Source organism: Nostoc sp. C052, from assembly GCF_013393905.1.
GTDB lineage: Bacteria > Cyanobacteriota > Cyanobacteriia > Cyanobacteriales > Nostocaceae > Nostoc.
This window is the reverse complement of sequence record NZ_CP040272.1, coordinates 6,572,421-6,587,023: the sequence shown is the minus strand read 5'-3', so window position 1 is coordinate 6,587,023 and position 14,603 is coordinate 6,572,421. Positions and strand designations below refer to the sequence as shown.

General features: G+C 41.7%; 12 protein-coding genes. 4 read left to right on the top strand and 8 right to left on the bottom strand.

Annotation, left to right across the window (positions count from 1 at the left end; translation table 11 throughout):
• Positions 1 to 214: 214 nt before the first annotated feature.
• Positions 215 to 2,509 carry a PhoD-like phosphatase gene (locus FD723_RS27155; RefSeq protein ID WP_179068139.1) on the bottom strand — a complete coding sequence of 765 codons (2,295 nt, stop codon included), beginning with the start codon at positions 2,507 to 2,509 and terminating at the stop codon, positions 215 to 217.
• Between the two features lie 327 nt (positions 2,510 to 2,836).
• Here FD723_RS27155 and FD723_RS27150 point away from each other — a divergent pair, with 327 nt between their 5' ends.
• Positions 2,837 to 3,616, top strand: coding sequence for an Rpn family recombination-promoting nuclease/putative transposase (locus FD723_RS27150; RefSeq protein WP_179068138.1), 780 nt, complete (start codon positions 2,837 to 2,839; stop codon positions 3,614 to 3,616).
• A 106-nt stretch (positions 3,617 to 3,722) separates the two neighbouring features.
• On the opposite strand, the gene FD723_RS27145 is transcribed toward FD723_RS27150, so the two are convergent.
• The 5 genes from FD723_RS27145 to FD723_RS27125 all read right to left on the bottom strand — a co-directional run bounded on the left by FD723_RS27145 (position 3,723) and on the right by FD723_RS27125 (position 8,325).
• Positions 3,723 to 5,114, bottom strand: a complete 1,392-nt coding sequence (locus tag FD723_RS27145; RefSeq protein WP_179068137.1) for a malic enzyme-like NAD(P)-binding protein — start codon at positions 5,112 to 5,114, stop codon at positions 3,723 to 3,725.
• Between the two features lie 328 nt (positions 5,115 to 5,442).
• Positions 5,443 to 5,589 (bottom strand): hypothetical protein, encoded by a 147-nt coding sequence (locus FD723_RS27140; protein WP_179063522.1) that lies wholly within the window; start codon positions 5,587 to 5,589, stop codon positions 5,443 to 5,445.
• Positions 5,582 to 6,520, bottom strand: coding sequence for a radical SAM protein (locus FD723_RS27135; protein ID WP_179068136.1), 939 nt, complete (start codon positions 6,518 to 6,520; stop codon positions 5,582 to 5,584). The genes FD723_RS27140 and FD723_RS27135 overlap by 8 nt, the downstream gene beginning before the upstream one ends.
• Before the next feature lie 66 nt (positions 6,521 to 6,586).
• Positions 6,587 to 7,366 (bottom strand): methyltransferase domain-containing protein, encoded by a 780-nt coding sequence (locus FD723_RS27130; RefSeq protein ID WP_179068135.1) that lies wholly within the window; start codon positions 7,364 to 7,366, stop codon positions 6,587 to 6,589.
• An 86-nt stretch (positions 7,367 to 7,452) separates the two neighbouring features.
• On the bottom strand, positions 7,453 to 8,325 hold the full coding sequence (locus FD723_RS27125; RefSeq protein ID WP_179068134.1) for a D-alanyl-D-alanine carboxypeptidase family protein: 873 nt from the start codon (positions 8,323 to 8,325) through the stop codon (positions 7,453 to 7,455).
• A 378-nt stretch (positions 8,326 to 8,703) separates the two neighbouring features.
• On the opposite strand from FD723_RS27125, the gene mnmG reads away from it, so the two are divergent.
• The 3 genes from mnmG (at position 8,704) to FD723_RS27110 (ending at position 12,283) form a co-directional block, all read left to right on the top strand.
• Positions 8,704 to 10,626, top strand: coding sequence for a tRNA uridine-5-carboxymethylaminomethyl(34) synthesis enzyme MnmG (gene mnmG / locus FD723_RS27120; protein ID WP_179069298.1), 1,923 nt, complete (start codon positions 8,704 to 8,706; stop codon positions 10,624 to 10,626).
• 47 nt (positions 10,627 to 10,673) lie between these two features.
• Positions 10,674 to 10,844 carry a hypothetical protein gene (locus FD723_RS27115; protein WP_179068133.1) on the top strand — a complete coding sequence of 57 codons (171 nt, stop codon included), beginning with the start codon at positions 10,674 to 10,676 and terminating at the stop codon, positions 10,842 to 10,844.
• A 110-nt stretch (positions 10,845 to 10,954) separates the two neighbouring features.
• Positions 10,955 to 12,283, top strand: coding sequence for a hypothetical protein (locus tag FD723_RS27110; protein ID WP_179068132.1), 1,329 nt, complete (start codon positions 10,955 to 10,957; stop codon positions 12,281 to 12,283).
• Positions 12,284 to 12,809: 526 nt separating this feature from the next.
• Here FD723_RS27110 and FD723_RS27105 read toward each other — a convergent pair.
• Entirely contained in the window at positions 12,810 to 13,766 is a 957-nt protein-coding gene (locus FD723_RS27105; RefSeq protein ID WP_179068131.1) for a hypothetical protein, read from the bottom strand.
• Between the two features lie 403 nt (positions 13,767 to 14,169).
• Positions 14,170 to 14,424, bottom strand: coding sequence for a hypothetical protein (locus FD723_RS27100; protein WP_372743771.1), 255 nt, complete (start codon positions 14,422 to 14,424; stop codon positions 14,170 to 14,172).
• Positions 14,425 to 14,603 lie beyond the last annotated feature (179 nt).

The following is a 14,603-nucleotide window of genomic DNA, read 5'->3' as shown; positions in this document are numbered from 1 at the left end:
TGGTTTGTATGCAATATAGTTTGACTTATCTCTAAAATCTCTCTCCTAAAATCTGAAATAGTTTATTCACTGAGTTTTCGTGTCAGTTTTACCCCACCCTAACCCTCTTTCAAGGGTAGGTATTTAAAAATCAAAATCAGCCCTGATGCATTGGGGGGCTTCAAACCCAAAAAGGCAGGGGAAATGAGCGAATCTTTCTCCCCTGCCTCTTTGGTCATCTTAACAATGACTGATTTGGCGTTAACTGGGTCTTGAAACGGCTGTAAACAAGTTGGGTTGGATACCAAGAAGAAAACCAGTACAAATCTTGAATAACTTTGCAAGAACTATTCCCATCTGCAAACTCAAAGTGAACCAAACCTAAATTATTTAATCCAACTACTTCTCGCCCCTCCTGAAACCAGCGAAACGTCCAAAACATCAGGGGTTGTAACCATTTCCATTTAGCATTTTCGGCTCGTTTCCAGGGAGCTATCAACGATAATATATCTGCTGTGCAATCAGAAGTCTGAACACTGTTTCGAGGTATCCATTCCAGCACACAATGCCAGTCATAGTCAGTCACCATCTGGTATGGGCGTAGCCCACCAAATAATTGTTTTACTGAACTTTCTACCATATTGGGTGGATTAATCCACCCGATCCAATGTCGTACCTTTTCTGGTAGCAGCCAATCTTTCAATCGTGTATGAATCAGCCGCGTCAAAATCTCTTCATTCTTCAATGCACTAGCGGTTAATTGCACTAATACAGACTGCAATTTGGAATGGGTGTGTGCATAAGACAAGTGAGCAACAGAACTGTAGTGGATATCCCCGGATAGAATCACGACTTGTTGACGTTCCTCAAACAAGGTAGTTAGAAATTTCGCCAGTGCTTCAACATTAATGTTCCAGGCATCTCCAACATCGGTTGAAAACACTTTCTCTTGTTTTAAATGCCAATGATGAATCCAATCAATCACTTGTAATCCAAATACATTAGTGGGTGCAATCACAAATGTAGTTTGAATCTGAGTTTGTTCATCTATTTCTTGTAAAGGTAAAACTAGTTGTTGCTCAAAGGCTTTTGGACATAACAGCATCGGCGGCGCAATTGGTTTTTGATCGGCTGGATAACCCCGCCAAGTACGCGTATCTAGCACAATTACTTCATGGCGATCGCTTCTAACTATGTAGTGCCAAGTTAGTGCTTCAGGATGTCGATCTAGAATAAATACTGGGCCGTCTCGGACTAAAATAGGTAAGTCTGTGTGGGGATCGTTGGCTGGCATACCTACATAATTAGCGATCGCTTCATCAGCCTTTGCATCTCTCCCTTGGGAAGCTGACCAAGCTTGGGCAGCCGCCAGCAGCTTTTCCCCTGATTTCCCTTCTACAAATTGCCCTGGTGTATTGCCCCACCCTTGAAACACCGTATAAGCTAACAAGGCATTTTGGACTATGCGTCGCCCCAAGGGACGCCCCAATACTCGCAAACACCAAGCTTGGTTTAAATTCCAGTCATCAGTAACATCATGGTCATCAAAGATGCTGTACATGGGAATATTGGCAAGGGCGCGGCGGACTTTCCAAAGAGTGTAAATGAATTGTCGCAAATGCTTGACTGCGCGATTCCAGTCTTTGATAGCACGGCGATCGCGCGTTACTTGCTGTCCTTTGGGAAATGTTAGCGGCCAGCACACTGGCGACCAAGCTAGTAAATAAGTAGCGTAATATTCGCCCAGGCTGAAAAGATGACTGTTAACTTTCTCAGCTTTATTATGTAATCCTGCCGTCAAGCCAGCTTGATTTGTCGCCACATCAGCCCGTTCTCCGGGGGGTAGTTGCTGGGGAGTGCAGTACTCTCCATGCACCGGAAGTTGTTCTTCCCAACCCAAAAGGGCATCGCCAAGAGTACTAGCAACCCACAACGATGGGTCGGCGATATCATCTCCGTAAATTTGATCTCCCGTGAGGAACAACTGGTGAGGGCGGTTTTGGGGTTGATTGGCTGATGCTTGAATTAAACTGTCGAGAATTGGCAGCGCATCAAAGCCATGACCATGAGGTTTACGGCAGGAAGCATGGACAATTTGCAAATCTTGAAGATGATTTGGCGGCAGAGCAAAGGTTGGTTTTTGATGATCGAAGTAGCTAATGCTGACTGTCGGATGAGAGTTTGAGCATAATGCTTGTTGCATTTGCAGGGTTTGGTCAGCAATAGTAAATTGGAGGTCGTATGCATAGATGTGACCTCCCGTGAGGCAATGTCCAATTTTAGACCGAGCCGCGATCGCAACTACATGAAGATACTTGCCCAGAGCAACAGTAGAACGTTCTCCCTCAAATAAACAATTTCCTAGTGCTTCACCATCATTTGTTGTGTCATAAACCTTAAGTTCTACTTGACAAGACTGTTTCAGTGCTATCCATACCGTCACTGACTCTGGTTCAGTATGTTTGAGGATTGGCCCCGCTAAAATCAGTGGCAGTTGTTGTAAAAACTCGTCCCCAACTTGATACTTCATTGCAAACAGTTGACAGAATGGTGGTGTTTTGGATGATTATGCTTTATTTATAATCCAATCACCAAATGGGGACGAGTGTATTTGGAAGTCCTCAATCTGATTGTGTTTATACCCCATAATCCCGGATTTCTCACCATATATTTCAAAGCCTTTGCTTGAGCAGGGGAGTAAGGAGTAATGAGTAAGGAGTATTTACTTATTACTCCTTACTCTCTCCCCCTCTGCATTTCAAACTTGTGAGAAATGCGGGATAATGAGCGATGCCTTTGGCGGGCTACGCCTACGCTAAACTGTAAAATATGCTCATAAACCGCAAAACCATCTGCCTTGAAAACCGACAGTATTTTCTATCGCATTTTTCAAAGCCTCCCCAGCACTTTTTTTGAACTCATTAACCAACCGCCATCACTTGCCAGTGCTTACCAATTTTCTTCAGTCGAAGTCAAACAACTGGCATTTAGAATTGATGGTGTATTTTTACCGAATACCCCAGAACTACCGATTTATTTTGCTGAGGTGCAATTTCAACCAGATAAAAAAATTTATTCCCGTTTATTCGCCGAAATCTTTAACTATCTTGACAAAACCGAATTAACTAACACCTGGCGTGGTGTTGTCATCTTTCCCAATCGCAGCGTTGATACTGGAGATACAGAAAGATATACAGAATTACTTAACTCACAACGAGTGACTCGCATTTACCTCAACGAGTTAAGCTCAATTCCCACATCATCAATCGGGATTGAAACAGTCAAACTAATCATCGAACCCGAATCAACCGTAACAACTAAAGCCATAGAAATTGTAAACACCGCCCGAAAAGAAATTCTCAATGCCGCCCAACAGCGGGAAATTATACAATTGATAGAAACAATATTAATTTACAAATTGCCGCGCTTGAGTCGGGAGGAGATGGGGAAAATGTTCGGATTAAGTGAGTTAAAGCAAACTAGATTTTACCAAGAAGTTTTTGCAGAGGGTAAAGAAGAAGGCAAGCTAGAAACAATACCTCAGCTATGGGCGTTAGGATTGACCATTGAACAGATATCCCAAGCATTAGGTTTGGACGAACAAGTTGTTAGGCAAGTTGTACAACCAAAATCATAAGATGATGGAGAGTACCCAAAATGGTTTGCTGGTTTTGGCAATTCACTATAGAAGAATGTTCTGTGGGACGGGTGAGACAACCATCCCACAAGAGTCATTATTTTAATTAGTTCCGAGCAATACCTTCTTCCCGTGCTGCACGTTGCACAGCAGCAGCAACAGCAGTGACGACACGCTCATCAAAGACTGAAGGAATAATGTGTTCCCGATCCAAGTCTGAAGGTTTGACTAAGGAGGCGATCGCACTTGCAGCTTCCAGGTACATTTTGATGGTAATTGTCTGTGCCCGACAATCTAAAGCACCACGAAATACGCCAGGAAAAGCTAAAACGTTATTGATTTGATTTGAGTAATCACTACGACCGGTAGCGATGATCGCAACATCTTTACTGATTAATTCTGGCTGAATCTCTGGAATCGGATTTGCCATTGCAAAAACAATCGGATCTTTCGCCATCGATTGCACCATTTCTGGTGTCAAAACTCCCGGTGCGCTGACACCAATAAACACATCTGCTCCTTGCATTGCACCCGCTAATGTGCCCTGACCTTTCACCGCAAATTCGAGTTTTTCTTCTGTCAAATCGGTGCGACTGGTAGAGATAATCCCTTTAGAGTCGCACATCCAGATTTTTTCTGCCCCAGCTTTACGAAGTAACCGAGCGATCGCCACTCCCGCCGCCCCAGCACCGTTAATCACAATCTTGATTTCTGCTAAGGATTTATGTACCAGTTTCAGGGAATTAAACAATGCTGCCAAGGTGACAATTGCTGTACCGTGCTGGTCATCGTGAAAAACGGGGATATCTAATTCTTGGCGTAATCTCTTTTCAATTTCAAAGCAGCGAGGTGCAGCAATATCTTCTAAATTCACGCCTCCAAACACCGGAGCGATATTCTTAACTGCTTGGATAATTTCTTCTGTATCTTGGGTAGCGAGACAGATGGGAAAAGCATCTAGACCAGCAAATTCCTTGAATAGCATTGCTTTGCCTTCCATGACTGGTAGGGCGGCAGCTGGGCCGAGATTTCCCAAACCCAAAACGGCACTACCATCGGTGACAATGGCAACAGTGTTTTGTTTGATGGTTAAGTTGTAAACTTCTTCTGGGTCTTGAGCGATCGCTGTACAAATGCGACCGACTCCGGGCGTGTAAGCCATTGCCAAATCGGACACACTCTTCAGGGGAATTCGGCTGGTAATGCTGATTTTGCCACCACGATGCAAATTAAAGGTGCGATCGTAAACACTGAGTAACTTGATGTCTGGCAATGCTTTGACTGCTTGCACAATGGTTTCAGCGTGTTCGGTACTTGCAGCATCCACAGTAATATCACGGGTGGACTCTTTGCGGGTTTGCTCGATTAAATCAATTTGACCGAGATTACCGCCAGTGGTAGCGATCGCCTGTGTCACCGATGCCAACATCCCTATACGATTGGGAATCTGCAAGCGCAGTGTCAAACTAAAACTAGAATTCGGTGTGAGGTTTGCCATGTTGATTTAGGATTTTAAGTTTTAGATTTTATATTGAATTGAGACAAAAACTAAACTCTGAGCTTTGTCGCCAGTGGAAACAATTTTTATTTATACCAAAGCGTCTACTAATATAAATGAGTAACAATTTAGTAATTGTACCCAAATACACCAGATATTTTTTTAAAATTTTATCTCTGTAAATAGGGGTTGCTGAAAAAGAAAGAGAAGCTCACAGAATATAGATTATCTGACCAAAGAAGTATATTCAGGTGCAAGACTTGAGGGTAAAATAGCCCAAAATCCTTGCATAACTGCGACCAGCAGTACACAACTGTGCTGTTTGTAACTATGTACCGAAAATAGGGACAAAATCCAATCTCACCAGAGAACTTTGAATCTCTTGCAAGAGTTGCACTGCACGTCGAATATCCCCCCGCTTTAAAGATAATTTAAACTGCTGACTTCGCCACCAATTTACGATAAGATTATTCATAACCAAATCCCTCTTTACCTTCCATAATTTCTACACCTGGAAGCCGAGAAACTAACTTTTCCTTAAATTTCATATAGCTTAATTGCTCATCTTCATACCACCAAGCGTATTTTTGCTTAATTTCTTCAGCTTCTTGGCGAGTTGATGCAATGAGAGAACTACTCTGGCTAGCATGAAAAGCTTGAATTACAACCCTATCGGCGATAGCTAGTTTGTCAATAAAAGTAGCTTCATCAGTTGCTAAAGTAGGAAGTAGAGGAGTAATAGTGATAGAAATTTTAGGAACAAAACCTTTGAAATAATCAATACTTTGTTTAATTTTAGCGATCGCATTTAATCTGGCTTTAATACTTGGCGATCGCGGTTCAAAATCTTTTCTCACCAATTCACTCCCAGTCGGAATGCTCATATTAATTCGCAATCGCTTAAATCGTTGTAAATAATCAATATCTCTAGTAATAATTGGGCTACGAGTTTGAATCACCAAAGTTGGAGTTTGATAACCGTCAATCCCCATATCTAGCATTACCTCCAACAACCGACGAGTCAGATGATGTTTAGACTCAAGTGGTTGATAAGGATCGGTAACGCTACTCATGTATATACTAGGAGGAGTGTGAGGATTTTTCTCGTACCATTTTTTTAATTCTTTCACTAAAATTTCAGCAGCATTTTCCTTAAAAATTACCCATTTACCCCAATCTTGGCGCATTTGAGCATTAGGGGTAAATGCAGCAGCATAGCAATAACTACAACCGTATTGACATCCTCTATAAGGATTGAGAGTAAAATCATAATTACCAATAAAACCAGTGGCTTTTGTTAAAAGTGATTTAGCATTCTGGGCATAAACATTGACATCTCCAAACTTTTCTCTGACTAATTTGGTAGGATTGCATTCGCAATAACCTTCATATTTTGGTTGTGCCATCTGAATCCTGATATTTATTGAGAGTGAATTAATGCACTCTACTTCTTATGATTCCCATTTTTATTTTTAAATAGCTTCACCAAGGTATACGCTAGTGCGATAAACCATATAGACAAAACCACTCTCATCATGAAAGCGCTCATATAATTCTTGAAAATTGTTAATAAGCTGTTCGTATACCCAGCCTTCACGTGGAAGGTAAGAAACACTCATTGCTCGTCCAATCAGTCCAGTTAAATCTAACTGTTGTCTATAAGTAAAATTATATTCGTGGATGTTAATAAAATGGGGAGTTACTAACAGCGGCTCTACCGACTCCATTCGAGATTCTGCTGGGTGATTATTAGATGCTTCGCGGACTAGTCGGCTATATTCTGTAGTTAAGGCATCTTCTTTATCTCGATTATTCCACACCACAGCCAAGCGTGCTGATGGTTTTAAAATACGGCGAAATTCCAATAAAGTTGGTTCGGGATTGAACCAGTGGAAAGCTTGAAAGCAAGTAACTAAATCAACTGAATTATCAGGGAGTTGGGTAAATTCTGCTGTTCCATCACGAAACTCTATCAAAGGATGTGCTTGGGCAGCTTCTCGCATCGCCGCGTTTGGTTCTATGGCGATGACATTAACTCCGCGTTCAGCTAACAGTCTTGAAGCAATTCCTGTACCTGCACCAATATCTGCTGCTAAGAGTTGTAAATTTTCACCTAATCCTTCCAAGATAATATCAATTGCATCTGTGGGGTAACTTGGTCGATATTTTACATAATCCTCTGCTCTCTCAGAAAATCGGTTGAGTGGGTTTAAGGTATGTAAGGGAGTTGTTTCAGGATTAATTTGGCTCATGGGTTTTGATGTAAAAACTGAATTCCTATATCCTTCCTATATTATATATACTGACTTACTTCCCAAGTTTTTATGCTATCTAACAATCATAGTGGCGTTATCCAATAAGTAATGCCCCGAATAGCTTGCTTCTTAAAACCAAATAGGGATAAATTCTCTTCAGATAAACCCACATAAGTCCAATGTGGAGTATCATTTTCTACTGTTTGAAACCAACCATTTTGATTCAGAGCTTTTCTTTGTTCTTTACTGCCTACGCGTAAATCAATTGCTAATCCCCAGAGATGTTGAGAAGTTCCGGGAGGTGCAACTAAACCAAGAATTTTTGTTTCTTTACCCTGTTTAACTTTTGCCAAAACTTGATCATTAGCATATTTGTGCCAAAATCTTAAATTCGTGTTGAAAGTACGGGTACAATCACCAGAACCATAACCAGATTTTAGCGGAATATTTTGCTGAATTCGCGCTTTATTTAAAGCATCAGCCGCCGATTTTTGTAAGTAACAGTCGTTAGTGCCATCAACATGACCCATTGTTAAAGTAGCTTGAAAATCTTGAGTTTCTTTTTCATTAGCGAAGATATCTTGTTGCGGCAGTTTAATTCCAACATCTTGGTTTACAAAGACTGCACCATAAGTTCGTAGTAACGTATATTCATAAGTACCAGGCTGAGGAATTGTAGGTAATTTTCTAGCGATCGCAGATAAAAAACGCTGTTGATCGTTTAATTTGGCATCAGGAATAAATGGTTCTGATGTTGTCTTTTTAGAGATATCTGTACAAGGCAATGAATCAGTATTCAAGCATCCGTTTAATGGTTGGGTAGTTATAGCAACTTTGTGACGGGTAATTTCATTACTAGCTACTAAGACAAAAATCATCAAGATAACTATCATGATGAAAGATGCTTTTCTGATAGCTCTATTAATATTTATTTTCTTGCTGATGGTGAGTTTCATTTTTAAATAATTGCTTCTTGATTGATTTAAAGGTAAAGTTAATAGATTTATTAAAAATGTTTTTATTTAGTTTTACTTAAACAAAAGGCAACCTAAATTGATGCTGAAAATTATTTCTATTGAGAATAAATATGAAAGAATGAGTTAATTTATGTGATCTCCAACTACATGAACAAGAACTGTGATAAACAAACCGGAAGATTGTCACAAATTTTAAAAAAGATTATATTTTTTAGCTGATAATTAAGTTTAAAAATTAAAACTGCCTTGATTTGAGTACTAGTAATTTTGATAACTTTTTTAGCAGAAAGTTACATCCATGAAATCACTGGAACAGTTAAAATTGAAAAGAACTCTCAGCTTGCTGATCCTGTAAGTATGACCATGCACAATTCCGTTGAATTTCAAGACGCTTTTGATGTCATAGTCGTCGGTGCAGGTCACTCCGGTTGCGAAGCAGCTCTCGCCTCTGCACGCCTCGGTTGTCGTACCCTGCTATTGACGCTCAACTTGGATAAAATCGCTTGGCAACCTTGTAACCCAGCGGTGGGTGGCCCAGCCAAATCTCAGTTGACTCATGAGGTAGATGCACTCGGCGGGGAAATTGGTAAAGTAGCAGACCGTACCTATCTGCAAAAACGTATCCTCAACTCTTCACGGGGGCCTGCTGTGTGGGCATTACGCGCCCAGACGGACAAGCGCGAATATGCAGCAGTGATGAAAAATATTGTTGAGAACCAAGAAAACTTGACAATCCGCGAAAGTATGGCAACAGACTTGGTGCTGGGTGCTAACGGTGAAGTCATTGGCGTTGAAACTTATTTTGGTGTGGGGTTCCAATGTCAAGCAGTTATCTTGACAACTGGCACTTTCCTGGGAGGCAAAATTTGGGTTGGCAATAAATCAATGGCAGCCGGACGCGCTGGGGAATTTGCGGCTGAAGGATTGACACAAACTTTAAATCGCCTGGGATTTGAAACCGGCAGACTTAAAACTGGAACTCCGGCACGGGTCGATAAGCGATCGGTAGATTATAGTAAAATGCTCATTCAGCCAGGGGATGAAGACGTGCGCTGGTTCAGTTTTGACCCAGAAGTGTGGGTCGAACGAGAACAAATGCCTTGCTATATCACCCGCACCACCGCCGAAACCCATCGCCTAATTCGGGAAAATTTGCATCTGTCGCCAGTCTATGGCGGTTGGGTGGAAGCGAAAGGACCGCGTTATTGTCCCAGTATTGAAGATAAGATTGTCCGCTTTGCTGATAAAGAAAGCCATCAAATCTTTATTGAACCGGAAGGAAGGGATATACCTGAACTGTATATTCAAGGATTTTCTACAGGGTTGCCAGAAAATCTGCAACTGCAAATGTTGCGGACTCTCCCCGGTTTGGAAAAATGTGTGATGCTGCGTCCAGCTTATGCAGTGGAATATGACTATTTACCAGCAACTCAGTGTTACCCCACATTGATGACTAAGAAGATTGCGGGACTGTTTTGTGCTGGACAGATTAATGGTACTACAGGTTATGAAGAAGCCGCAGCTCAAGGGTTGGTGGCGGGAATTAACGCAGCTCGATTTGTTCGCTCTCAAGAAATGATTGTGTTTGCGCGCGAGCAAAGCTACATTGGGACGCTAGTTGATGACTTGTGTACAAAAGACCTGCGGGAACCTTACCGGATGCTTACCAGTAGGTCAGAGTACCGATTAATATTGCGTTCTGATAATGCCGACCAACGTCTGACACCCTTGGGACGGGAAATTGGTTTAATTGACGATCGCCGTTGGGATATGTTTATTGAAAAACAGGGTAATATCACCACAGAAAAACAAAGATTACAAGCTACACGAGTGAAAGAACATGATGAAATGGGAATAGCGATCGCATCTAATACCCAACAAGCAATTAAAGGTTCAATTACCCTGAACGACTTGCTGCGGCGTCCAGGATTCCATTATGTTGACCTCGACAGGTTCGGATTGGGAAACCCCAACCTCAACCGTGCTGAGAAAGAAGGCGCAGAAATTGACATCAAGTATTCTGGCTATCTCGCTAGGCAACAACATCAAATTGACCAAATTGCTAGGCAAGCGCACCGCCAGTTACCTGCTGATTTGGACTACACAACAATTGATACTCTTTCCAAAGAAGCACGGGAAAAGCTGGCTCACGTAAAACCACTGACTCTTGGTCAAGCATCACGTATAGGTGGTGTAAACCCAGCAGATATAAACGCTTTATTATTATATCTAGAATTGCGTAGAACCAAGAACCAGCAAGAGTTTCGAGCGTTAGCTTAACACCAATTTCATAAAGACTGAGTATAGTAGTAAGGAGGGAGATTGGTATGATAGATGACATAACTCTTAGTACTGCCATCATCAACAATCCCCAGATGAAAGTTGAGTTTAATACCAAAGCTCAATCAACTCGTCTTAAGAGAACTGGGATTGAATGTTTCATCAAAGAAGGGAACAGGAACGGTTTTTTCTATTTCATGTTCCCTATCCGGGAATAAGAGATCACCTATTTCCTGTTACCGGTTCCCTATTCTCTCTTTAAGAATAATCCCAATTTCCAGGCAGTAGAGACGGCGTTTCCCCGTCCTAGCAACAACCCAGAACGTCTATGTTACAAGAAGCCAGCACCCGTCTCATAGTACCAGAACCATCAGAAGACTTAATCGCCAACGAGCCTTGGTCGATAGAAAACTATGCTGATGGTCTCATGGATGAACTCTTTGCCGATATCGACTACATTCTGGATGTTAGTGGTAATCTGCCTTCTCAAGCTGTTAGGCACCACTCTGTTGCTGGGGTTTCTGCCCAAGCTCAACGCCAGTCACCTCCAGGATATGTGCCTCTACAAACAGTTACAATACCGCAGATTATTGTACCAAACAGCCGGAATCAGTCAGATGCTCAAGATAAGCATAAGCAATTGAGTACCGTTGTGTTTGAAAACGGCGCTGTGAAAGTAGTTAGTAGAAAGCGTCAGAAAACTAGGCCGGCTTTGGGCAAACTGCTGATGGTGGGAACAACTTTAGGCGTGGCGATCGCAGGTATGATTTACCTGGTGCAGTCTGGAGTCGTATATCTTTTAAATGCAAAATTGCCCGAATCAGCGCTTCTAGTGTCGCAATCGCAGTCACAGTTTCCTGTCAAAACAGAAATTGAGGCAGAGTTAGTTGACTATATGCTCCAATCACTAGCAGTCATAGATAAGCAAGGAGCAACACCCAATCAAAAATCTTTCAGTCGGGGATTCTCCAGTCAGGCAAATAGTAACCAAATAGCCCTTGGTAACGAGCAAACAACAGGTAATCTGCCAGCACTTCCACTTTTAGCTAACAATACATCAGCCTCCAACCGTTCTGGGAGTGTTGTTGAGCGCATCTACGTTCCTGTTTATCAAGCACCGTCGCCAATGCGCTACGCCCTTCCAGCTATTCCTGGGACTTCTACACTTTTACCACAAGTTGCCAGTGTATTACAGGGATCTCAACCTAATGTTGTGAAAACTGCCCTGAATACAGTCCGGCAAGCTGCCAAGCCCGTAACCGTTAATATGTTAGCTGCGGCTGTACGATCTGAACTCAAGCCAGTAGCGGGGAAAACTGCACCCATTACAGTGCGGCAAGCACCTAAGCCTCTGCCTGCATTACCAGTAGTTCCATTACGTGATGCACTCGCCCCAGAGTCAGAACCAACCATTACCCAAGAACAAGTATATCCGCCAACTGCGATCGCAGAAGCTCCGAGTAATACCTTAGAGGGATTGCTAGAGTTGGGCAACAAATCTGCTGCTTTGTTTAAAATTGATGGCGTGACTCGCCGCATCAATATGGGTGAAAGTATCGGCTCAAGCGGTTGGACACTAGTAGATGTCAGTAACGGCGAAGCAGTCATCCGGCGTAACGGCGAAGTGCGATCGATTTACGCAGGCCAGAAGTTGTAAAAGTTTTTCTGTCAGCAACTCTTCTTAATATTTAGTGTCTCATAACCTCGAATTCTATTAGAATTCGAGGTTATAACTTAATACAGTTCAGATCAGCCCAAAACACTTGTAGAGACGGTGATTTATTGCGTCTTAAAACCCCAAAATTGTTGCCAAACCAATCGTATTGGGTTATAGCTCAATATAGTTCAGATCAGCCCAAAATATTGATATATAGTTAATATTCAAATCATCACTAAATTGACTAAAAAAAGTGTATATTAAGAAGTTAACATTGGCAGACCATTAATAATCACTACAAATTGTAGAATATTTAATTTTTTGTAAGTTCCAATTAGAAGTAACTATTCTCACATAAATACGAGTAGTTGCTTCTTTCTTACAGTGATTATTAAGAATTTGCAAAACTAAGTACAGCATTTAACTAATTCGTAGCGAATTAAATTTATTAAGACTTTGTGTCTATTTTGGACTGATTTTGCTACTAAGTGCGTTTTAAAACGCTACGATTTCATCCAAAACTGTACTAAGATTTACTCTTATCGGCTTCTTTCTGCGCCGCCTCACTATATTTCTTATATAGTTGAGTACGAATCTTAGCTTCTTGATAACGGCTGTGGTTTTGTGGCACAGTACTCATTAAATCAGAAGCCCGTTGCCACTTAGCAGCTATCTCTAACCACTGAGTTGAGGTTGTGGCTGTTTTCCCAGATGCAGAAGCAAGATTTGCAATTCGTACAGATGTTGTAAATGGATCATCAGGTTGTTCTGAAAGGCTATTGTTAGGAACAAGAGATGGGGTTTGGACTTTCGTCTTGTTAGTATTTTCTGTAGTTAAAGATTTGGAAGTTTCTAGTTGCATTAGGTTTTTTAGTTTATTACCTAACTGGGCATAAACAACCCAACTAAGCAACAACAGTGAACACAAACCAGCCGTTACTAATATCTTTTTTTGAGGTTTAGTTTTCTGTTTTTCTTTGTTAATCAGTACTAAAGGGCGAGAGACTGAAGTTTTAGGGAAATTTGGTTTTCCTAGTTCAGCTTGAGCTTCTGTGAAATCTTTAATTAATTGCTTTATAATATTAGGCTGAATTAACGTAATTTCCTGTGACCAAAGCAATTGGTTTTCGCGATCGCTATCTATTTCCTTTAACCACAGTAATTGTTGTTCCCGAACAATCCGACTGTTGATATTAACTCGGCGAATGTGACGCGGGGCGATGGACTCAAGAATTTGGTGAATTTGTTCTACGAGGGGAGATTGCTCAAGTTGCTCTACCCTAGCCGCTTCGCACAGAAGTTGTAAGACACCATCAGAAAAAATCGCTCTAGTTCTGACACCAGACTTGGCTAGCTTTTCGTTCAATAGCTGAATAATCGCAGCAACGCTACCTTGGTGAGCTTGCCAAGCGATATCGTTGATCCGGTCTACCACGTGAAATTTAGTGATAGCTCTTCCATCATGACTGATTAACGTACTCATTAATTTATGGACTCTTTTCTACTGACCTTGATCTTGTCTTCGATTTTACGAGTAAAAAGATGAGTTGCCAAATAATATCATAAATGTGGAACAATATAGAGCCTCCCTTCTCTGTTTGGCAAGGACGCTCGATCGCGCTCAGTTAATTGAACTACTCTCACGCCTTGAAAGTGTATAATTACCGGGCTGAAACTAAGCCTTCATGATAACGCCCATGCTCGCGGATGAGCTACCTGTTTGACATAGTACATTATGATATCTTTTCGCGTAGGCGTAGCCCGCCATAGGCATCGCCTTTGGTGAGGTTGAGTTAGGTAAATGCATTCTGCGATAGTGCGAAGCATCCGCCAAAGGCGATCGCAAATATACGCTAGATACTATCAGGATCAACGCCAAGCGATGTCTAACGACAAGCCGCTTCGCGTCTACGTAAATGTTCCTTCAACCTTTCCACCTGTGCCTGTGCTTGTTCCCTCGCCAATCTTTCCTGTTTCAGCGCCTCTACGAACTCCTCTGGAATCAGCAACTTTTCTCCAGTGTCTTCTCGATAAAAACCAATTAGTTGCCCCTCTATTTGCAGACGCAGCTGCAAAGGTTCACCATCCGAGCTTAGATAAAAAACTTCTGTTGATTGAAAACTGGGTAAGAGGCTAGTCACGTCGCTTCTCTACGAGACGCCAAGGGCGAACGCTCCGAATTAAAAATTAAAAATTAACAATCCCCATAAATAAATTTAGTTGCTCTGTATCATGAATCTGTTTCGGTCATAATTTAGCCACCTGATTGAGAAGATGGCTGGATGATTATATTATCTCAGGGACTTTCCCTGAAATTTCT

Bases quoted from the DNA above. Each gene is read 5' to 3' on its own strand.
- FD723_RS27155 (WP_179068139.1), bottom strand. From the start codon at position 2,509: ATGAAGTATCAAGTTGGGGACGAGTTTTTACAACAACTGCCACTGATT.
- FD723_RS27145 (WP_179068137.1), bottom strand. From the start codon at position 5,114: ATGGCAAACCTCACACCGAATTCTAGTTTTAGTTTGACACTGCGCTTG.
- FD723_RS27140 (WP_179063522.1), bottom strand. From the start codon at position 5,589: ATGAATAATCTTATCGTAAATTGGTGGCGAAGTCAGCAGTTTAAATTA.
- FD723_RS27135 (WP_179068136.1), bottom strand. From the start codon at position 6,520: ATGGCACAACCAAAATATGAAGGTTATTGCGAATGCAATCCTACCAAA.
- FD723_RS27130 (WP_179068135.1), bottom strand. From the start codon at position 7,366: ATGAGCCAAATTAATCCTGAAACAACTCCCTTACATACCTTAAACCCA.
- FD723_RS27125 (WP_179068134.1), bottom strand. From the start codon at position 8,325: ATGAAACTCACCATCAGCAAGAAAATAAATATTAATAGAGCTATCAGA.
- mnmG (WP_179069298.1), top strand. From the start codon at position 8,704: ATGACCATGCACAATTCCGTTGAATTTCAAGACGCTTTTGATGTCATA.
- FD723_RS27115 (WP_179068133.1), top strand. From the start codon at position 10,674: ATGATAGATGACATAACTCTTAGTACTGCCATCATCAACAATCCCCAG.
- FD723_RS27110 (WP_179068132.1), top strand. From the start codon at position 10,955: ATGTTACAAGAAGCCAGCACCCGTCTCATAGTACCAGAACCATCAGAA.
- FD723_RS27105 (WP_179068131.1), bottom strand. From the start codon at position 13,766: ATGAGTACGTTAATCAGTCATGATGGAAGAGCTATCACTAAATTTCAC.